This is a genomic window from Paenibacillus sp. FW507-14B1B, from assembly GCF_058781425.1.
Window position 1 is genome coordinate 34,002 of the sequence record NZ_JBYSWS010000005.1, and the last position, 19,112, is coordinate 53,113.

The 19,112-nt window shown below is 43.9% G+C and carries 17 protein-coding genes, 1 tRNA gene and 1 other annotated feature (1 of these 19 only partly in view); of the genes, 4 read left to right on the forward strand and 14 right to left on the reverse strand.

Annotated features, from left to right (window positions below; translation table 11 throughout):
• Positions 1-4: 4 nt before the first annotated feature.
• The 14 genes from hemC to AC3WJJ_RS21425 form a co-directional block, all read right to left on the reverse strand.
• Positions 5-961: a hydroxymethylbilane synthase gene (gene hemC, locus AC3WJJ_RS21360; protein WP_492543658.1), complete on the reverse strand. Its 957-nt coding sequence runs from the start codon at positions 959-961 to the stop codon at positions 5-7.
• Between the two features lie 2 nt (positions 962-963).
• Entirely contained in the window at positions 964-1,611 is a 648-nt protein-coding gene (locus tag AC3WJJ_RS21365) for a precorrin-2 dehydrogenase/sirohydrochlorin ferrochelatase family protein (RefSeq protein ID WP_492543659.1), read from the reverse strand.
• 4 nt (positions 1,612-1,615) lie between these two features.
• Complete coding sequence (gene ccsA / locus AC3WJJ_RS21370; protein ID WP_492543660.1) at positions 1,616-2,440, reverse strand: cytochrome c biogenesis protein CcsA; 825 nt, start codon at positions 2,438-2,440, stop codon at positions 1,616-1,618.
• Between the two features lie 18 nt (positions 2,441-2,458).
• Positions 2,459-3,865, reverse strand: a complete 1,407-nt coding sequence (gene hemA / locus AC3WJJ_RS21375; RefSeq protein ID WP_492543661.1) for a glutamyl-tRNA reductase — start codon at positions 3,863-3,865, stop codon at positions 2,459-2,461.
• A gap of 237 nt (positions 3,866-4,102) precedes the next feature.
• Positions 4,103-4,501, reverse strand: coding sequence for an adenosylmethionine decarboxylase (speD, locus tag AC3WJJ_RS21380; protein ID WP_422660148.1), 399 nt, complete (start codon positions 4,499-4,501; stop codon positions 4,103-4,105).
• 353 nt (positions 4,502-4,854) lie between these two features.
• The gene (locus AC3WJJ_RS21385) at positions 4,855-5,442 is read right to left on the reverse strand and encodes a non-ribosomal peptide synthetase module (protein WP_492543662.1); all 588 of its coding nucleotides are present in this window, start codon (positions 5,440-5,442) and stop codon (positions 4,855-4,857) included.
• Positions 5,443-5,670: 228 nt separating this feature from the next.
• A complete protein-coding gene (gene yihA / locus AC3WJJ_RS21390; protein ID WP_492543663.1) occupies positions 5,671-6,324 on the reverse strand; it encodes a ribosome biogenesis GTP-binding protein YihA/YsxC in 654 nt (217 codons plus the stop codon).
• Between the two features lie 16 nt (positions 6,325-6,340).
• The gene (lon, locus tag AC3WJJ_RS21395; protein WP_492543664.1) at positions 6,341-8,677 is read right to left on the reverse strand and encodes an endopeptidase La; all 2,337 of its coding nucleotides are present in this window, start codon (positions 8,675-8,677) and stop codon (positions 6,341-6,343) included.
• Positions 8,678-8,761: 84 nt separating this feature from the next.
• On the reverse strand, positions 8,762-10,489 hold the full coding sequence (gene lonB, locus AC3WJJ_RS21400) for an ATP-dependent protease LonB (RefSeq protein WP_492543665.1): 1,728 nt from the start codon (positions 10,487-10,489) through the stop codon (positions 8,762-8,764).
• A gap of 223 nt (positions 10,490-10,712) precedes the next feature.
• Positions 10,713-11,822: a flavodoxin-dependent (E)-4-hydroxy-3-methylbut-2-enyl-diphosphate synthase gene (ispG, locus tag AC3WJJ_RS21405; protein ID WP_422660143.1), complete on the reverse strand. Its 1,110-nt coding sequence runs from the start codon at positions 11,820-11,822 to the stop codon at positions 10,713-10,715.
• Positions 11,823-11,925: 103 nt separating this feature from the next.
• Complete coding sequence (clpX, locus tag AC3WJJ_RS21410; protein ID WP_492543666.1) at positions 11,926-13,188, reverse strand: ATP-dependent protease ATP-binding subunit ClpX; 1,263 nt, start codon at positions 13,186-13,188, stop codon at positions 11,926-11,928.
• 14 nt (positions 13,189-13,202) lie between these two features.
• Positions 13,203-13,793, reverse strand: a complete 591-nt coding sequence (clpP, locus tag AC3WJJ_RS21415) for an ATP-dependent Clp endopeptidase proteolytic subunit ClpP (RefSeq protein WP_422660141.1) — start codon at positions 13,791-13,793, stop codon at positions 13,203-13,205.
• 283 nt (positions 13,794-14,076) lie between these two features.
• The gene (gene tig / locus AC3WJJ_RS21420; protein WP_422660140.1) at positions 14,077-15,402 is read right to left on the reverse strand and encodes a trigger factor; all 1,326 of its coding nucleotides are present in this window, start codon (positions 15,400-15,402) and stop codon (positions 14,077-14,079) included.
• 143 nt (positions 15,403-15,545) lie between these two features.
• Positions 15,546-16,508, reverse strand: coding sequence for a hypothetical protein (locus AC3WJJ_RS21425; protein WP_492543667.1), 963 nt, complete (start codon positions 16,506-16,508; stop codon positions 15,546-15,548).
• Between the two features lie 230 nt (positions 16,509-16,738).
• Between AC3WJJ_RS21425 and AC3WJJ_RS21430 the strand changes: the two genes are divergently transcribed.
• The 4 genes from AC3WJJ_RS21430 (at position 16,739) to AC3WJJ_RS21445 (ending at position 18,913) form a co-directional block, all read left to right on the forward strand.
• Positions 16,739-16,812: transfer RNA gene (locus AC3WJJ_RS21430), tRNA-Arg, on the forward strand.
• Between the two features lie 163 nt (positions 16,813-16,975).
• Positions 16,976-17,215 carry a hypothetical protein gene (locus AC3WJJ_RS21435; protein WP_492543668.1) on the forward strand — a complete coding sequence of 80 codons (240 nt, stop codon included), beginning with the start codon at positions 16,976-16,978 and terminating at the stop codon, positions 17,213-17,215.
• A 346-nt stretch (positions 17,216-17,561) separates the two neighbouring features.
• Positions 17,562-17,990 carry an EamA family transporter gene (locus tag AC3WJJ_RS21440; RefSeq protein ID WP_422660138.1) on the forward strand — a complete coding sequence of 143 codons (429 nt, stop codon included), beginning with the start codon at positions 17,562-17,564 and terminating at the stop codon, positions 17,988-17,990.
• Between the two features lie 158 nt (positions 17,991-18,148).
• Positions 18,149-18,913 carry a class I SAM-dependent methyltransferase gene (locus AC3WJJ_RS21445; protein ID WP_492543669.1) on the forward strand — a complete coding sequence of 255 codons (765 nt, stop codon included), beginning with the start codon at positions 18,149-18,151 and terminating at the stop codon, positions 18,911-18,913.
• 47 nt (positions 18,914-18,960) lie between these two features.
• Positions 18,961-19,112: a binding site (T-box leader), on the forward strand; it runs 68 nt beyond the window's last position.

Here is a 19,112-nt window from a genome sequence, read left to right on the forward strand (position 1 = left end):
CCGATCATCCCCTTACTTGTGCCAGAATCTGCTCCGCTCCCATGGCTTTTAGTTTATCGGAAACCTCTATACCTAAAGCCTCAGGGTCCGTGCCTAGAGCACTTTCTTTCAATACAATTTCACCGTCAGGTGAACCCACCATACCGGTTAGTTGAATCATACTCTGACCTTCTTGGGAATGACCTGCAGGTGCTTCGGTCAGTACTGCATATGCCCCAATTGGCACCTGACATCCACCATTTAGTTCACTCAAATATTTGCGCTCAGCAGCTACCGTGCGTGATGTATCCTCATCATTGTAAAGGGATAATAACTTCAAGAGTTCTGCATCCTCTACTCGGCATTCAATACCGAGCGCTCCCTGACCTACAGCAGGTAGACAAACCTCAGTCGATAAATAGGAGGTTATTCGATCTTTCCAGCCCATACGCTGAAGACCAGCAGCTGCAAGAATGATCGCCTGAAACTCACCATTTTCTAATTTACGAAGTCTTGAGTCAATATTTCCACGAATCCATTCTATCTGCAGATCTGGGCGATATGCCTTCAATTGGCTGGAGCGACGCAAACTACTAGTCCCTACTTTAGCCCCGTGCGGCAGACTATCCAAGCTGTCAGATTCCAAAGAGATTAGACAATCCCGAGGATCTTTCCGCCGAGGAACAGCCCCTGTTGTTAAACCTTCAGGCAACACAGAAGGCATGTCCTTCATACTATGAACAGCCATATCAATCTCACCATCAAGCATCGCCTGTTCTATCTCTTTAACGAACAATCCCTTGCCGCCAACCTTAGACAAGGTAACATCCAGGATGCGATCCCCCTTGGTCACAATCTTCTTAACTTCAAAATTGAACGCCATGCCATGATCACGAGCCAAACGCTTCAAATCATCAATAACCTGCCCCGTCTGAGTAAGCGCAAGTGCGCTTTGTCTACTACCAACCACAATTGTACGCATTTTTAATCCTCCTGATTGTGACTAATCCATAGCTGGATCTGTTCCGGACTCCACGGGATGTAACTCCCCTGCTTTATGTCCTGTAGTATATCGATTTCATGTATTTTTCGCAAAAGCTTTTGTCTAGCAGGTGAGGTGCGAACTCGTTCCTTGACCGCCGTACGCATGGTATATAAAAAATCCAGATACGGCTCAACCCCATCATCAAGTTGCTCATCCAAATGACTGCATATCTCTTTGACTGCAAGGGGACCTGCTCCTGACGTAGATACTGCAACAGTCAACCTTCCACGTCTAATGACAGCAGGATTAATAAATGTACCTGATTCTCCTCTGCTAGCCACATTGACCAAAATCCCCAGTCTATTGGCTTCTAAAGCGACTGCCTCATTCACTTTCGGATCATTCGTTGCTGCATGAACTAGAAAAGCAGAATTCAAGTCTCCATCTTCATAATTCTTAGCCGTCCATTGAATCACCTTAGACAAAGCTAAATCATAAAGTCTGCTACTTAGAGATGGGCTAATGATATGAATCGAGGCACCTGCAGCAAGGAGCGACTCCACCTTTCTCTCTGCAACTGCCCCTCCACCTATAACCAAGCAGTTCCGTCCCTCGCATTTGAGCATAACTGGAACATATGAATTCATCTCATCACACTCCTGACCAACTGTGAAAGCCAGACCATGCGTTTAACAGGAAGTTCACAACAATAAATACAAAACCAACGATAGCCCATATGGCTGTATCATAACCGGATTGCTTCTGAATACGTCGGCGCACAAAATAATAGATATAAACACCAAGAGCTACCGTAGTGGATAGCACCTTTAAGTCAGCCAAAAGAGTCCAGCGTCCTTCCGTAGCAATCGATAACACAGCAACTATCAATGACAAGATTAAAACCGGCGTTCCCATTAGTAATGCAATGTAGGAGTATTTATCTAAAATTTCAAGACTAGGCAGTCTCCGAACAATATCATTCCATTTCTTGTGCTTCAGTTTACGATGTAGAAACATATACATGGCCGCAAAGACCGCACCAACGGTTAATGCAGTAAAGCTAATACTTGCAAGGGCAATATGCAGAATAAGCATGCCATGGACAGTCTGCCAGCTCTCCAAAGTATTATATCCCGTCGTTATCCAGAATCGATTAAGGAACATAACACAAAAGCCAATGGTGTTCATAAGCAAAGGTGCAAATTCAGTTCGTTTCATAAGTATGACGACTAGAGATGTGAGCGTAACACCGAACGAACACAGCAGTAAGAAGTCAAAAGAGGTAAACACAGGGATCGTTCTCGTCTCTGCGACTCGTAATCCTATAACTCCTCCTTGAAACAACGCAGCAACAACAAGAAGCCCTGTGCCTATCCGCTTCGCTGCCCGATTGCGAGAAACACAATCCGAGATAAAAAACAGTAGGCTCAGGGCATAGATACAAATGCCAATATCATAAATTAGGTTCAACGACATGTAATAACTTCACCCACCTTAAAAAACTGCAGGGGCCAGTGGAATCCGGGCCTGTTTCTGCTCATCAGGTTGATCCGCCAATTTCACCAAAGATTCAACCTCGGCTGGGTTAACGTTATTCAGAGCTTTACGATCTGCTCTTCGTTCGTTTTCTTCCATCACGTTCTCCAAAGCAAAGATTTGTGTGAAATAATCCAGTGCTTCTCCGCCATGCTTTTCGCCAGTCATTTCTTTGATCCGGTTGATCGGATCATGCATCATCTGATTCACGATACTTTTGGTGAGACGACGGATAACCTTACGCTGGCGTTCATCCAGTTCAGGTAACTTGTTAAATAAACTTTCAAGGGTATCCTCATGTATCGCATTGGATTTATCCTGCAACGCGCGAATAGCGGGTCTAACACCTAACGTCTTTAACCACTGATGAAAGGCATCCATTTCCTCTTTGATCATCACTTCAATCTTGGCTGCTTCCGCGCGCCGCATCTCCATATTGCTCTCCACAATTCCTTCGAGATCATCAATATCATAAAGGAACACATTCGATACTTCTCCTACTGCAGGGTCAATATCACGTGGTACAGCAATATCGATCATAAACAATGGACGTGAGGGCCGCTTCTTCATACTTTTCTTCACGAGCAACGGGTTAAGTACATATTCATTCGCACCAGTAGAGCTAATTATAATATCTACTTCGTGCAATCGATCCAGTGCTTCATGCATACCACTTGGTGTTCCCTTGAACTTACGAGCAAGCTCTTCGGCACGAGCTATTGTTCGGTTAGCCACAATAACTTCAGCCGCACCATTCGCATATAAGTGCTTAACGGTGAGCTCACTCATCTTGCCAGCACCGAGTATAAGCACTTTCTTATCACTAAATGTTCCGAATATTCTTTTTCCTAATTCAACAGCAGCATAGCTAACAGAAACGGCACTCTCTCCGATAGAAGTCTCCGAATGAGCTCGTTTGCCAAGTGTTACAGCCTGCTTAAATAGCATGTTGAACCAAGTACCTGTCGCCTTTTGTTTTTGTGATTCAAGAAAAGCATTACGAACCTGTCCTAAAATCTGCGTCTCCCCAATAACCATGGAATCAAGACCACAGGTTACTTTGAATAAATGGGAAATCGCCTGCTCATCTTCATATATATATAGATGCTGAGTGAATTCTTCACGCTTGATGTTAAACCACTGCTCCATAAAACCACGGATAAAGTAGCCGCACATAGAGAGTCGGTCGACAACTACGTAAATCTCAGTACGGTTGCAGGTAGCGACAATGACGCCCTCCAATACGCTCTTGGTTGATTTCAACAATTCCAACGCCTCTGGTAGATCTTGCTCCGCAAACGTAAACCGTTCTCTGACTTCTACAGGCGCCGTGCGATAATTCAACCCAACAACGACGATGTGCATTTCTTGTTCACCTGCCTATTGGTTATTAAAGCTTTCTGTATCCATATAATTCACTAATTCATTACAATATAAACGACTGTTTTAACCATGATAATTATATCATAGTATGTCGAAAAACCTTGTCTATTTTATGAAATGTTTATGAATGGTCATGTTCTTTAGAAATCTATCACATAAAATAAATAACCATGGAAAAATCCATGGTTATCAGTATACACATTTTGGAGGCTTAATGAATTACACCAATTCAGCCTGCTTCATTTCGGGCGTTTCTACGCTCATTTCGCCTAAACCGCGCACGAGCTTTTTCGCGTAGCATTTTTCCGGTTTTAGAACGGATACCAGGTAATCAATAGCCAATTGCGGATCCACCGTCTCCCCGCAGGTATAACAGTCAATCGCAGCAAAACCTCTCTCAGGATAAGTATGAATAGAGAGATGGCTTTCCGACAGCAGTACAAGTACCGTTGCACCTTGTGGTTCAAATTGCTTGGACTGCACGGACATTACCGTTGCTCCACATGCTTCAGCGGCTTCCACCATCTGAGCTTGTAAATATTCAGCACTGTTCAGTAGTTCAAAATCGACTCCCCAAGTATCAACAGCAACGTGTCTTCCGAAAGTTGAGTATTCCATCTTCCGGTTTCCCCCTTCCTAGGAATAAAATGTTTGAAAAATTTCATCCGCTAGGACCTACGTCATTCACTTCCCGAGGGAATAATCTCTCGCAACATTACATGTCCTGAGTGAATCCTGGTTCCTATATTGTTTTCAACGAGATTAAAAATAACATCAATATGATCGAAATGCAATACATTTTTGAAAAATGATCATATTTATTTTACAGATCAGCATATGAAGACAAATAAAGGTTTGTTCATGGTAGACAAGTTGTTTTTGTAGGTTGTTTCATGTTTTTACACCATTTCAACCAAAACAAAAAAAGCCCCCGATAAAATCGGGAAGCTTTCGTAATTTAGTGTGATTTCTTAAGCCTCTAGAACGAATAATCGCTGATTATAGTATCTTAGCTGCTCATCAATACGCTCAATTATGCAAGGTGAAACAGTAGTAATACGTTGATCCAAAAGATCGTTAATATTCCGTTGAATAGACTCGATCTCTCTCTCTGTTTCATTGCTGTTGAAAAGGCGCTGCAATTCCCCTGTTGTATTCTTGTATTCATACACCAGACTACAAGCGTCCTCCGCTAGTTGTGCAATTCGTTTCACTGCACCTTCATGATAGTCGTAGCTCATAATGAATCCACGATAAATCCGATTTACCTTTCCTGAACCTTTGTAAGCTGAAAAAAGCTTACGCACAGCGTTGGTCAGCTCCGAGGTCACTAATCGGCAGGACAGCTCACAGACATAAAAGCCATCTTTGCGTTCAAAAGGCAAATGAACTTCTTCCCCGCTTTCGTCTTCGAGCACAATCTCCTGCCCTCCGCCGTCCATTACCTTAACCCTGAAATTAATCTGGGAAGCAATAGTACTCTGCAGAAATTGATTCATTTGAACGTCCGTCATTTGCATGGTGGCATTAACATATTCTGTGGCTAACCTATGAGCCATAAAAATCTCCTCAATTCTTTTAACGATCCTTATGTCCATTATACCGCAGGCCACAAGGATATTTCCTGTCAGCCGATTGAGATTATTCAGCAAATTTCATAAAAAAACGGTTTAAGACGGAATTTCCCTAACAATTTCAAAGGGATTCTCACTTTCATACAGAAAATACACCGTATCTCTATGATATATGATGAAAAGTGAAGGCACAGCAAATCAGTTGGCAAGCTATTATTCTTGCCCTTGCTCTCCTAGAAAAGACTCCTTCACGTCCTCGCTAGACGCTTCGTCCATTTCACCATAATTTATATAAGACTCAATAATACTCCATAATTCATCTTTACCCAATCCAGTTTCAGATGAAAACATGACCATGGAATGATGTGGCTTAAAGCCTAGTGTTTCCTTCACAATCTTGATATGTTTTTGCCAGCGGCTACGCGGGATTTTGTCAGCTTTCGTAGCTACAACACAAACATCACGATTATAATACTGCAACCAATCGTACATGCTGATATCGTCTTTAGAAGGCGGATGACGAAGATCCACGACCAGAAGCACAAGCTTAAGCTCATCACGATTTAACAAGTATTTCTCGATCATTTCTCCAAATGCCGCACGCTGTGTTTTGGAGACCTTGGCATAACCATATCCAGGAAAATCGACTAGGTATAGGTCGTCATTCGCACGGTAGTAGTTAAGTTGCTGTGTTTTACCTGGGGTTGAGCTTGTCCGGGCTAGGTTCTTCCGAGTCAGCATCCTATTAATAAGTGAAGATTTACCTACGTTGGAGCGCCCTGCCAGAGCAACCTCTGGCAAGGCGTCTATAGGGTACTGATCGGGACCTACAGCACTGATAACAAACTCTGATTTCGTAACTTTCATTTCAAGTAATTCCTCTCTAGTGCACTCCCGCTTGCTCCACCAGCGCGTGCTGGAGCACCTGGTCCATATGGGAAACAGGAACAAATTCAATGTCGTTCTTTACGCTGTCTGGGATATCGCGCAAGTCCCGTTCATTGTCTTTCGGGAGTAGAATTTTTTTGTAGCCTGCTCGGTGGGCCGCAAGGGATTTCTCCTTCAAACCGCCTATAGGCAATACCCGTCCGCGCAAGGTGATCTCACCTGTCATGGCCACATCACGAGCTACATGTCGCTTCGTTAATGAAGATATGAGCGCAGTGGCAATCGTAATTCCTGCCGAAGGGCCATCCTTTGGAATAGCGCCCTCAGGAATATGAATGTGTACATCAAGCTTCTCATGAAAATCTGACTCAATTCCAAGCTCTGCCGCCTTGGAGCGCGTGTAACTGAATGCGGCTTGAGCAGATTCCTTCATAACATCGCCGAGCTTACCTGTAAGCGTCAGCTTGCCTGTACCTGGCACAACGGTAACCTCAATCGTAAGCGTCTCACCGCCAACCTCAGTCCAAGCAAGGCCCGTCACACTCCCCACCTGATCCTCAAGCTCAGCCATACCATAACGGAACTTTGGAATGCCAAGATAATCTTTAATATCTTCCTCGCCAATCGTGATGACTTCAGAATCATTGGTAACAATCCTTTTAGCTGTTTTACGGCATAATGCCGCAACCTGCTGTTCAAGATTCCGCACACCGGACTCACGCGTATACTCACGGATTACCTTTAACAAAGCCTCTTCGCTCAACACGAGCTGTTCTGATTCCAATCCATGCTCGCTTTTCTGCTTCGGAAGCAGGTAGCGTATTGCAATCTGCAACTTCTCAAGTTCCGTATACCCCGGAATATTAAGAATCTCCATTCGATCAAGTAATGGACGTGGAATGCTATGCAGTGTATTTGCTGTCGTTACAAACATGACTTGTGACAGATCAAACGGAATTTCAATAAAATGATCGCTGAATGTATTATTCTGCTCAGGATCAAGTACTTCCAATAGGGCCGATGAAGGATCTCCCCGGAAATCAGAAGCCATCTTATCAATTTCATCAAGTAAAAATACAGGGTTCTTAGAACCTGCTGTCTTCATTCCTTGAATAATACGGCCTGGCATTGCGCCAACATAGGTACGTCTATGACCTCGGATTTCTGCTTCATCTCGAACGCCACCAAGAGAGATGCGTACGAAATTACGTTCAAGAGAACGAGCTATCGAACGAGCCAATGAAGTCTTGCCGACACCTGGAGGGCCAACTAAACAAAGAATCGGACCTTTCAGCTTCTTGACGAGCTTCTGAACCGCTAAGTATTCTAGAACGCGCTCTTTCGGTTTCTCCAGACCATAATGATCCTCATCGAGAACCTGCTCCGCTTTCAAGATATCCAGGTCATCCTCAGTCTGTTTCGTCCAAGGCAATGCGAGGAGCCAATCCACGTAGTTACGGATGACACCGCCTTCCGCTGAACTCGATGGCATTCTCTCCAGACGATCAATTTCCTTCTCTACCTTCTCTTGTACACGCTCTGGAAGTTCAAGCTCCTTCAGCTGGTTGCGAAGTTCCTCTACTTCTCCAGTACGTCCTTCTTTCTCACCTAATTCTTTCTGGATCGCTTTCATCTGCTCACGCAAATAATACTCTTTCTGTGTCTTCTCCATCTGCTTCTTAACACGCTGATTAATCTTTCGCTCGAGCTCAAGTACTTCACGCTCATTGTTCAAGATATCAAGCAGTTTCTCCAGACGTTTCCGAACATCAATCGTCTCCAGAATTTCTTGCTTATCCTTAATCTTAAGGGACAAATGACTTGTAATCACGTCCGCAAGGCGTCCCGGCTCTTCGATATCGGATACCGCGGCCAGTGTCTCAGGCGTCACTTTTTTGGACAAATTGATATAGTTCTCAAATTGTCCCAGTACCGTTCTCATTAGAGCTGCAACTTCGGAATCGTTATTCTCTTCTTCAGGAAGTTCACGCGCGAGGACTTCATAATAGTCCTCGTTATCCGTATATTGAATAATTTCCGCCCGTTCCATACCTTCCACAAGCACACGTATGGTACCGTTCGGAAGTTTAAGCATTTGTCTTACATTCGCTACTGTACCGATTCGAAAAATATCCTCTTGCGTTGGTTCTTCAATGTTCACTTCCGATTGAGAACATAGGAGAATCAAATTGTCTTCAACCATCGCCTTTTCTAATGCCTTAACCGACTTCTCCCGACCAACATCCAAATGCAATACCATACTTGGATAGACGAGAAGTCCTCTTAAAGGCAACAAAGGAAAACGACGACCTTTGGATTTATTGGGTCCCATCGCTTTCACACCTCCAATGGCTCTCAATGTTGACACTATTCCTATTTTATCAAATCTTCGTATAAAAAAACAACAAGTTGAGTATTAACAGCTACCAGCATCTGTAATTTGCCCATTGTGCGGCTGTGTGGCTTGTAACAAAGAAGCTGAGGAAGCAGAAAACTTCTCTGCTTGAGACATTTGAACCACACCTGGTGTAACAGCCCCACCAAATACTTGGGTAAACACTTCATCAACAGATTCAACCGGAATCACTCGCAGCCCATTCAGATCTTCAAAAAGAGTCTGCCAATTGTCTTTCGGTATAATTACCATTGTCGCTCCGGCCTGGAACGCTGCCTCCACTTTAGCAATAACACCGCCAATCGGCTTCACTTTACCGTGAATGCTGATCTCACCGGTCATGGCTATTTTGTTGTCGATTTCGAGCCCCGTGATTGCTGATACAATAGCTGTTGCCATCGCAATCCCAGCAGAGGGACCGTCGATCGGTGTTCCACCGGGGAAGTTGATATGCAGATCGAAATCCTTAGGATTAAATCCCATTGCTCCTAATACCGTAAGTACATTTTCTATCGAACCTTTAGCCATGCTCTTACGTCGAAGCTTGCGAGAAGCACCACCGAACTCCTCCTCATCAACCACACCTGTAATGTTATAGATTCCTCTTCCTTTTTCAACTGGTACAGCAGATACCTCAATCTCGAGCAGCGCGCCCATATTCGGCCCATACACCGCTAATCCATTCACAAGCCCTACCTGTGGTTTTTCCGGTATCTTTCGATCTGGTCTTGGCTGTAGCTGACTACTGCTCGCCACCCACTCCACATCAGCTGCTCGGAGCGTCTCACGTTTCTCCGTGAGAGCAAGACCTGCTGCTAGCTGAATCATGTTAACGGCCTCACGCCCATTCGTCGAATAACGTTTTACAACCTCCACAGCTTCTGGGCATGGCATCAAACCGATTTTTTGTATGGCATCCTCAGCAATTTGTCCAATCTCTTCTGGAAGCAAAGGACGGAAAAAGATTTCCATACAGCGTGATCTTAACGCAGGGGCTATTTCTTCAGGTGAACGTGTCGTTGCTCCTACTAAGCGAAAATCGGCGGGTAATCCATTTTGAAAAATATCATGAATGTAAGCCGGTGTATTGGTGTCTTCCGAGTTATAATACGCACTCTCAAGTAGAACTTTGCGGTCCTCCAGCACTTTTAACAGCTTATTCATCTGAATGGGGTGCAATTCACCGATTTCATCAACAAATAAAATTCCACCATGGGCTTTCGTTACAGCACCTGGCTTAGGCTGGGGAATTCCAGCTACCCCCATGGCACCCGCACCTTGATAAATCGGGTCATGGACTGATCCAATTAGTGGATCTGCGATTCCGCGCTCGTCAAAACGCGCAGTCGTAGCATCAATCTCAGTAAATTTGGCATCGTATTTAAACGGAGACTGCGGATTTTTTTTAGCCTCTTCCATAACAACACGAGCCGCTGCTGTCTTCCCTACTCCCGGAGGTCCGTATACAATAACATGCTGAGGATTACCACTACAAAGAGCAGCTTTTAACGCACGTAGACCATCTTTTTGGCCGACGATATCATTCATCGTCTGAGGGCGCGTCTTCTCAGCCAAAGGTTTAGTAAGTGAAATGGAGCGCAATTTACGTAGCTTATCCAATTCTTTACGAGATTCACGATCTACCGCTGTTTTACTCGTTTTTTGACCTCGCAGCAAGTTCCAAAAATAAACGCCGATAATCACTGCAAAGAACAGTTGAACCAGCATAATCACAATATTCAAATTCATAAGTCATTCCTCCTGTTTCTCCATTCATGTCTATTACCACACGTTAATACATGATAGTATTGCCTGTTAATCGGATGGTAAAACGACTCTTTGAAAGGAATTCCTAAGAATCTGAATAAAAATAGGAATGATTAATCGAAAAAGACCACCTGAGAATGAAATCTCAAGTGGCCAGTTCTTTTTTTGTATCATTATCGACTACGGTTACTACGAATGTTTATGTTTACACACCCGTCTTATGTTTACGACCAGGGATTTCTCCCGTCTCTTCATATACTTTAACAATATGATCAATCTCTTTTTTAAGCTCTTCGACCATCGTAGCTTCTGGCACTTTACGTATCATTTCTCCATATCGGAACAGTAGACCTTCGCCTCGTGCTCCAGCAATACCGATATCAGCCTCTCTGGCTTCACCAGGGCCATTCACTGCACAACCGAGAACAGACACTTTAATTGGTACTTTAACATTCGCAATATATTCTTCCACTTCATTGGCAATCGAGAATAAATCGATGTCAAGTCTGCCGCATGTTGGGCAAGAAACAAGTGTTGCCGCATCCGAGATCAGGCCAAATACCTTCAGCAGTTCACGGCCTACCTTGATCTCCTCTACCGGGTCGGCACTGAGTGAAATTCGCATGGTATTACCAATACCCGCGGACAATAAAGTTCCTAGTCCAGCAGCACTCTTCACCGTTCCGGAGAACAATGTACCTGCCTCTGTAATTCCAAGATGCAGCGGATACGGAATCACCTCAGCCGCTTTCGTATATGCTTCTACAGCCATTGGGACATCGGAAGCTTTGAGTGAAACGATAATATCGTGGAAATCAAGTTCCTCCAAAATACCGATATGATATAGCGCACTCTCTACCATAGCTTCCGCTGTTGGGTAGCCATACTTCTCAAGCAAATGATTCTCAAGAGAACCTGCATTTACACCAATACGGATCGGAATCCCTTTTTCCTTACACGCTTTGACAACCGCTTCGACTTTTTCACGCTTACCAATATTCCCTGGATTAATACGTACTTTATCAATACCATTCTCAATTGCAGCAAGAGCAAGCTTATAATTGAAATGAATATCAGCTACGAGAGGAATGTGAATTCGCTTCTTAATTTCCTTAATAGCTGCAGCCGCTTCTTCATTGTTAACCGTAACACGTACAATCTGACAACCTGCTTCTTCCAACCGCAAAATTTCGGCAACCGTTGCTTCAACATCAGCGGTTTTGGTCGTGCACATGCTTTGAATAATGACTTCATTGCTTCCGCCGATTGTGAGATTCCCCACTTTTACGGGCCTTGTGTCTTGTCTCAAAAACATGGTTTATCTCTCCCATATAACGCCAAAGCTCCACCTCTGCCCATCAAAAAATAAAGGGCGGGGGTGGAGAATTGGCATTGATTTATTTCAAAAGTGCTTTAATTTAAGCACTTTCTTCTTGTTTCTTGTCATCATTACCATTTGCTTGAAGTTCAGGAATTACTTTATCTTGAACCACTTTCTCTGTAATCACGCAATCTGTAATGTCATCACGGGATGGCACTTCATACATCACATCCAGCATAATGCCTTCAATAATGGAACGAAGTCCACGTGCACCGGTATTACGCTTAATCGCTTCTCGAGCGATAGCTTCCAGCGCTTCCGCTTCAAACTTCAGACTAACGTTATCCAGCTCAAGCAACTTCTGATACTGCTTCGTGAGTGCATTCTTCGGTTCAGAAAGAATCCGAACAAGCGTCTTCTCATCAAGCGGCTCCAGTGTTGAAATGACTGGCAGACGTCCAACAAATTCTGGAATCAGGCCGAATTTCAGAAGATCTTCTGGAAGTACCATTGTCAGGTATTCACCCGGTTTAAGCTCTTTCTGGCCTTCACCCGATGCATTAAATCCGATAACCTTCTTACCGATCCGGCGTTTAATGTATTGTTCCAGACCATCAAATGCACCACCACAAATGAACAGAATGTTCGTTGTGTCGATCTGGATAAATTCTTGATGAGGATGCTTACGTCCACCTTGAGGAGGAACTGAAGCTACAGTACCTTCCAGGATCTTCAACAAAGCCTGTTGTACACCTTCACCTGAAACATCACGCGTAATCGATGGATTCTCGGATTTACGAGCCACTTTATCAATTTCATCAATATAGATAATGCCGCGTTCTGCCTTCTCTACATCGAAATCTGCAGCTTGAATGAGCTTAAGCAAGATGTTCTCCACATCTTCACCAACGTATCCCGCTTCTGTAAGGGAAGTAGCATCTGCAATAGCAAAAGGAACATTCAGGATTTTAGCCATCGTCTGTGCAAGCAACGTTTTACCCGATCCTGTCGGACCAAGCAGCAAAATATTACTCTTTTGCAACTCAACGTCTTCCACTTTATTTTGCGTATTAATACGCTTGTAGTGGTTATAAACCGCTACAGAAAGAGACTTCTTAGCTTGATCTTGACCAATAACATATTGGTCTAAAATATCACGAATTTCACGTGGTTTCGGGATATCCTTGAGGTCGACTTCTTCCTCGTGACCGAGCTCCTCTTCCACGATCTCAGAGCACAAATCAATGCACTCATCGCATATATAAACGCCGGGTCCAGCAACTAGCTTGCGAACCTGCTCCTGCGATTTACCGCAGAAAGAGCATTTCAGCTGCCCTTTATCATCGTTAAATTTAAACATTAGATTACCACCTCTTAAGATTTGATCGGTGAAGACAGGACCTCGTCAATAATTCGGTAAGCTTTCGCTTCCTCCGCGCTCAAGAAATAGTCGCGGTCCGTATCACGTTCAATTTTTTCAAGGGATTGCCCCGTGTGTTCCACATAGATACGGTTAAGCTTCTGTCTAGTCTTGATGATCCAATCTGCGTGGATTTGAATATCAGAGGCCTGGCCTTGAACTCCCCCGAGCGGTTGGTGAATCATAACCTCACTGTTCTCGAGTGCAAAGCGTTTACCCGGCGCCCCGGCAGTTAACAGCAATGATCCCATACTTGCGGCCATACCGACGCAAATGGTAGATACATCAGGCTTGATGAACTGCATCGTATCATATATACCCATCCCGGCTGTTACAGAACCACCAGGAGAATTGATGTACAAATGGATGTCTTTTTCCGGATCTTCTGCAGCCAAAAACAATAGCTGTGCAATGACAAGATTGGCGACATCGTCATCGATCGCACTGCTGAGGAAGATGATGCGATCTTTCAGTAATCGGGAGTAGATATCATAGGATCTCTCTCCTCGATTGGTTTGTTCCACAACCATAGGTACAAGACTCATGCGACCAACCTCTTTTCCTTGAAAATATACTTGAGCGTTACACAAGATATTCTAACATGTTCAAAGCGCCATGTCATTTTTTAACCCTGTTTACATTCTATGAACTTCTCAAAAATTATATCCTGCCAACTTGTTTCATTATGTATTCTATATGTACTCTTTCAAAAATACCCATTTCGTGTCATATTTAGTAATAAAATGGGTGTTTATGGTTAAAAATAAGGCACGTCATTAAAGTACGTGCCTTATCCATTGTTAGGGCAGCTTCTGCAGCAGCCTTATTTTATTCTTCTGTAGCTGTTTCTTCTTTTGCAACAGGTGCGCCTTCTACGCTGTTTTCAAGCAAGAAGTCGATTGTTTTGCGAAGAACCAGTTCTTCACGAAGGCTGTCAAGGGAACCGTTAGAAGCCAAGATGTTACGAATTTCGTCAACAGGGCGCTTGTAAGTTTCAGCCATGTTGTTCAACTCTTCGTTGATTTCTTCTTCTGTAGCTTCAAGCTTCTCGTCTTTAGCGATTTGCTCAAGAACAAGGTTGTTACGAACGCGCTTTGTAGCGTCATCCTTCATTTGACCTTCCAAATCAGCGTTTGACTGACCGGAGAAGCTAAGGAACATTTCAAGGTTCATACCTTGTTGGCGAAGACGGTTGTCGAAATCGCGCATCATGTTTTGAACTTCGGATTGTACCATTGCTTCAGGAATGTCGATTTCCGCATTAGCTGCAGCTTTTTCAACAACTTCGTTCTCACGAACGCCTTGAGCTTCTTGCTCTTTACGCTTCAACAATTGTTTCTTCAAGTCTTCTTTGTACTCATCAAGCGTGTCGAATTCGCTAACATCTTTAGCAAACTCATCATCCAGTTCAGGAAGCTGTTTGCGCTTAATTTCATGTACTTTCACTTTGAAGACTGCTTGTTTGTTAGCAAGCTCTTCTGCATGGTAAGTCTCAGGGAAGGTTACTTCAACATCTTTGAAGTCGCCAGTGCCCATACCGATAACTTGCTCTTCAAAACCTGGAATGAAAGTGTTGCTTCCTAGTTCCAAAGAGTAACGCTCAGCTTGTCCACCTTCAAAAGGAACGCCATCAACGGATCCGTCGAAGTCGATAACTGCGATGTCACCAGAAGCTGCTGTACCTTCATCGATTACTGCAAGCTCAGCATGACGCTCTTGCAAGCGCGTGAGTTCTTGAGTCAATTCTTCGTCAGACACTTCAGCTGTAACAGCTGCTACTTCAAGACCTTTGTAGTCTCCAAGCTTCACTTCAGGTTTAACGGTTACTTTCGCTTTAAACTTGAAAGTTTCACCTTTACCAAACTGCTCGATATCGATTTCCGGACGATCTACAGGGAAGATAGCTGTTTCTTCAATAGCTTCTCCGTATACTTCAGGAAGTAGGATGTCGATAGCGTCTTGATAGAGGCTTTCTACTCCAAAACGTGCTTCGAAGATTGAACGAGGTACCTTTCCTTTACGGAAACCAGGTACATTCGCTTTTTTAACTACTTTATTAAAAGCTTTGTCGAGGGCGCCCGCTACGCGGTCCGCTTCAACCTCAACGTCAAGAACGCCAAGGTTCTTCTCTATTTTTTCCCAAGTTGCTTTCATTTATGCTTTCCCCTCCAAAATAATTCACGTGGTCGGCGTAGATAATGTATCCCGTACCGAATAACCACTATAGTATAAACAACATTAAATCCTTTTTCAAGGGCGAACCCTTGTGGCATCATACGGAAAGCGTTTCCCATGCTTTAAGAATCCTCAACACCTGCTGAGACAAATTGTTTAAGAGAGCGATACGCCCCTTCGTATCTGAATCGCATGGTATCAGTAATTCCATAATAAGATCGGATTTCCTCTTCGTCACGAACGCCTTTTAAACTCTCTGAGACGATGTCGTGCAATGCAGCCGCCCATATATCCAGAGTAGATTCCTCATCATCAAGCATAGACTTATAGTCTGTTGTTCCGTAAACCGCCATGACGAACTGAGACCACAGTTCCTGAGCAAAATAAAACAAGGTAGGCTCATGGACCTCTGTTTTCTCAGCCACACGATCAAGTATTTGAAGTATAGCATCCGGAAACTCGCCTTGGCTTAAAGGAACTTGTTCTACCTCAATCTCTACGGTCTCTGAGCCTCTAGGAAGAGTAACTACACTTGATAATCCCCGGCGACGTAGGGTTTGTAGCACACGGAATTGCAGCAATGGATGTAGAGCACGCTCTTTAATCCACTCTGTAAGTGCCACATCGACCTCTGGTCGATCAAGATATGCTAGTTGTTCTAGTGCTAGTACTGTCTGTTCGGTTAGAGGACCGTTCATTACCGTTTCAAGTAGTTTATCAGCGTATCCGGCATCCTGAGAGAGTTTATCTTGAACCATGCGGCGAGTCATCTCCGCCTCATTCTCATCACTCTCATCCACTGCCTCTTCTTCGCTTGGAATTGCTGATGAAGATGATGGAAAAGCAGCTTCCAGCCACTCTAACAGCGCACGCCATTCTTCGTAATTCCGTTCACTCTGGCCTTGGCACTGAAGCAGGAACCGGAGGAGCTCCATCGCCTCCCCGTAACGTTCGTTTTCGAGCATGACGGTGAGTTGTATTTGATAGTAATCCAATGTCTTCGGAAACAGGATGATGTTTTTGTCTTCTTGGTCTGGGGAGTTGGAGTCCTTTATAAGGACACCCCCTTTCTTTTCCGTTTTCATATTTGTAGATTATAGCATATCCTCTGCAAAGTTAAAAAAACACAAACCGCAGAAGTTTTTGCTCAAAAACAGTGAAAGATTCATTGCTGTAATATCGTAGGAATTATATATATCTAAACTATATAACACGATATACAAGACCTTAATCGCATATCAAAATTATTAGTCCAAATTAATGTGTTGCAATTATTTTTATCGCATGGTATGATATTTCCTGCTTGAAAAAACGTGTCCCAGTAGCTCAGCTGGATAGAGCAACGGCCTTCTAAGCCGTCGGTCAGGGGTTCGAATCCCTTCTGGGACGTCTTAAGAAAAGCCGCCTTCAATGGCGGCTTTTTTGCGTATTCCAGAAGGTGAGAACACCAATTGGGGGTTCGTCGGTGCATATCCTTCGTTAGCATTCGCTTCGCAGTCGGCCCGAAGAGGCCGTACCCCGGTCTGGGACGTCCTAAGAAAAGCCGCCTTTAATGGCGGCTTTTTTGCGTATTCCAGAGGGTGAGAACACCAATCGGGGGTTCGTCGGAGCATATCCTTCGTTAGCATTCGCTTCGCAGTCGGCCCGAAGAGGCCGTACCCCGGTCTGGGACATCCTAAGAAAAGCCGCCTTTTTTATGGCGGCTTTTTTGCGTATTCCAGAGGGTGAGAACACCAATCGGGGGTTCGTCGGAGCATATCCTTCGTTAGCAGTTTCTTCGCAGTCTCTTTGAGGACAGACGATCCACTATCTTAGTTATATTCTCACTTTGTGAATGTAAGCGGACAGACAATCCGTTAATACCAACAAAATTCGTGAAATTAGTGTGTTTGGAATAAATAACGGAATCTCAGTCCGCGTAGCACGTATTTTAGAGCTATTTCCACATATAACGGTTGTTCTGTCCGCACACCCTTCTATTTCTAAAAATCCAATTGCAATGACAACTTATCTAAGCACACAACTATGTTAGTACCCAGACGGATATTTTTAGTCGCAAATTATCGTTTATTTTAAGATTCCTTATATTACCCTATACTACCTAAAGAGTAGTTTACTTATATAAGGAGGTACTTAACATGCCATTATGGCTTACATATGCTCTACTCTCCGCGGTTACCGCTGCGCTTGTAGCAATCTTCGGTAAAATCGGGCTGCAGAACATTGACGCGAACGCTGCCACTGCGATCCGTTCCGTTATTATGGCTTTATTTTTGCTCGGAGTCGTTGCGGTGCAGGGGAAATTTTCACAGCTTGGTGAGATTTTGTTACAGAAAAAAGCGCTCAGCTTTATCGTGCTAAGCGGTGTTGCGGGCGCTCTGTCATGGCTCTTTTATTTTTTGGCATTAAAATATGGCAAGGTGTCGCAAGTAGGCCCCATCGATAAGCTCAGTGTGGTGATTGCTGTTATACTGGCCTTTGTATTTCTTGGTGAGAAAATATCGTGGATCAATGTTGCAGGTGTTGCCCTAATTGCTATCGGGGCTCTGTTAGTAGCTGTAAAATAAGTTCAGAGTTCGTTCCATCAACCAAGACTGTTTTGCGACGGTCTTGGTTATTATCAATTTCCAATAGATAAAACCTATAACCATCATAGTATTTATATATTTCAAATTATAAGTAAGTTCATGCACAATAAAGGAACCAATCGTTAAGGAGTGGTCTTATGAGTTCAGCCCAAGTGTGGAAACCAGAGGATTATGACAATCAGATTTCTTTTGTATCAGCCTATGGAAAAGGGTTAATCGAACTTCTAGCCCCTCGTTCAGGAGAACAGATTTTGGATCTCGGATGCGGCACCGGCGACCTTGCTAAAGAGATCTCGGATGCAGGAGCTTTCGTTGTAGGTATGGACTACTCCCAGGAAATGATCAGTAAAGCCCAAGAAAAATATCCTTCGCTCCATTTCATTACAGGGAACGGAGAAAATTTTAACTTAGACACACCCGTAGATGCGGTGTTCTCTAATGCTACGCTGCACTGGATGACAAATGCAGAAAATACATTAGCCTCAGTGTACCAAGCTCTAAAACCAGAGGGACGTTTTGTAGCTGAATTCGGGGGAAAAGGGAATATTGCAGCGATTGTGGTTGCGATCGAAGAAGTCCTCTCCTCTGATTACAACATCGACCCAAAAGCTAGTAACCCCTGGTACTTTCCAAGCATTGGAGAATACACTTTTTTACTGGAGAAGATCGGATTTCGAGTAACATTAGCCCATCACTTTGACCGCCCAACAAGACTTCACGGAGGAAAGAATGGGATCAAAGAATGGCTGCACCATTTTGGACAGTGTTTTTTCACTGAACTCACACCAGAGGATCAACACGAAGCTTTTGAAAAAATAAGTCAACTTACGGAACAATCACTATGGAAAGACGATGCCTTTTGGGCAGATTATAAAAGACTTCGCGTTGTTGCATATAAATGATGGCTTGCTTTTCTAAAAATATTAGTTATAATGTGGAAAAGCAAAATACGAGTTCAATGATTGGGAGAGTAATGATCGACATCTAAGTCTAAGCGAGCCGGGTTGGTGGGAGCCGGTACAGGTGCGTTCACGAAGCGGACCCATGAGAACGGTCTTCTGAAATAATCAGTAGGAAGTCCCGGTTTACACCGTTATTGTA

What these genes read in the sequence shown, in the direction of transcription:
- hemC (WP_492543658.1), bottom strand. Translation starts at nt 961, where the DNA reads ATGCGTACAATTGTGGTTGGTAGTAGACAAAGCGCACTTGCGCTTACT.
- lon (WP_492543664.1), bottom strand. Translation starts at nt 8,677, where the DNA reads ATGGGACCCAATAAATCCAAAGGTCGTCGTTTTCCTTTGTTGCCTTTA.
- ccsA (WP_492543660.1), bottom strand. Translation starts at nt 2,440, where the DNA reads ATGTCGTTGAACCTAATTTATGATATTGGCATTTGTATCTATGCCCTG.
- AC3WJJ_RS21445 (WP_492543669.1), top strand. Translation starts at nt 18,149, where the DNA reads ATGAGTTCAGCCCAAGTGTGGAAACCAGAGGATTATGACAATCAGATT.
- AC3WJJ_RS21435 (WP_492543668.1), top strand. Translation starts at nt 16,976, where the DNA reads ATGGCGGCTTTTTTGCGTATTCCAGAGGGTGAGAACACCAATCGGGGG.
- AC3WJJ_RS21385 (WP_492543662.1), bottom strand. Translation starts at nt 5,442, where the DNA reads ATGGCTCATAGGTTAGCCACAGAATATGTTAATGCCACCATGCAAATG.
- AC3WJJ_RS21440 (WP_422660138.1), top strand. Translation starts at nt 17,562, where the DNA reads ATGCCATTATGGCTTACATATGCTCTACTCTCCGCGGTTACCGCTGCG.
- ispG (WP_422660143.1), bottom strand. Translation starts at nt 11,822, where the DNA reads ATGTTTTTGAGACAAGACACAAGGCCCGTAAAAGTGGGGAATCTCACA.
- AC3WJJ_RS21425 (WP_492543667.1), bottom strand. Translation starts at nt 16,508, where the DNA reads ATGAAAACGGAAAAGAAAGGGGGTGTCCTTATAAAGGACTCCAACTCC.
- AC3WJJ_RS21365 (WP_492543659.1), bottom strand. Translation starts at nt 1,611, where the DNA reads ATGAATTCATATGTTCCAGTTATGCTCAAATGCGAGGGACGGAACTGC.
- yihA (WP_492543663.1), bottom strand. Translation starts at nt 6,324, where the DNA reads ATGAAAGTTACGAAATCAGAGTTTGTTATCAGTGCTGTAGGTCCCGAT.
- lonB (WP_492543665.1), bottom strand. Translation starts at nt 10,489, where the DNA reads ATGAATTTGAATATTGTGATTATGCTGGTTCAACTGTTCTTTGCAGTG.
- clpP (WP_422660141.1), bottom strand. Translation starts at nt 13,793, where the DNA reads ATGAGTCTTGTACCTATGGTTGTGGAACAAACCAATCGAGGAGAGAGA.
- speD (WP_422660148.1), bottom strand. Translation starts at nt 4,501, where the DNA reads ATGGAATACTCAACTTTCGGAAGACACGTTGCTGTTGATACTTGGGGA.
- tig (WP_422660140.1), bottom strand. Translation starts at nt 15,402, where the DNA reads ATGAAAGCAACTTGGGAAAAAATAGAGAAGAACCTTGGCGTTCTTGAC.
- hemA (WP_492543661.1), bottom strand. Translation starts at nt 3,865, where the DNA reads ATGCACATCGTCGTTGTTGGGTTGAATTATCGCACGGCGCCTGTAGAA.
- clpX (WP_492543666.1), bottom strand. Translation starts at nt 13,188, where the DNA reads ATGTTTAAATTTAACGATGATAAAGGGCAGCTGAAATGCTCTTTCTGC.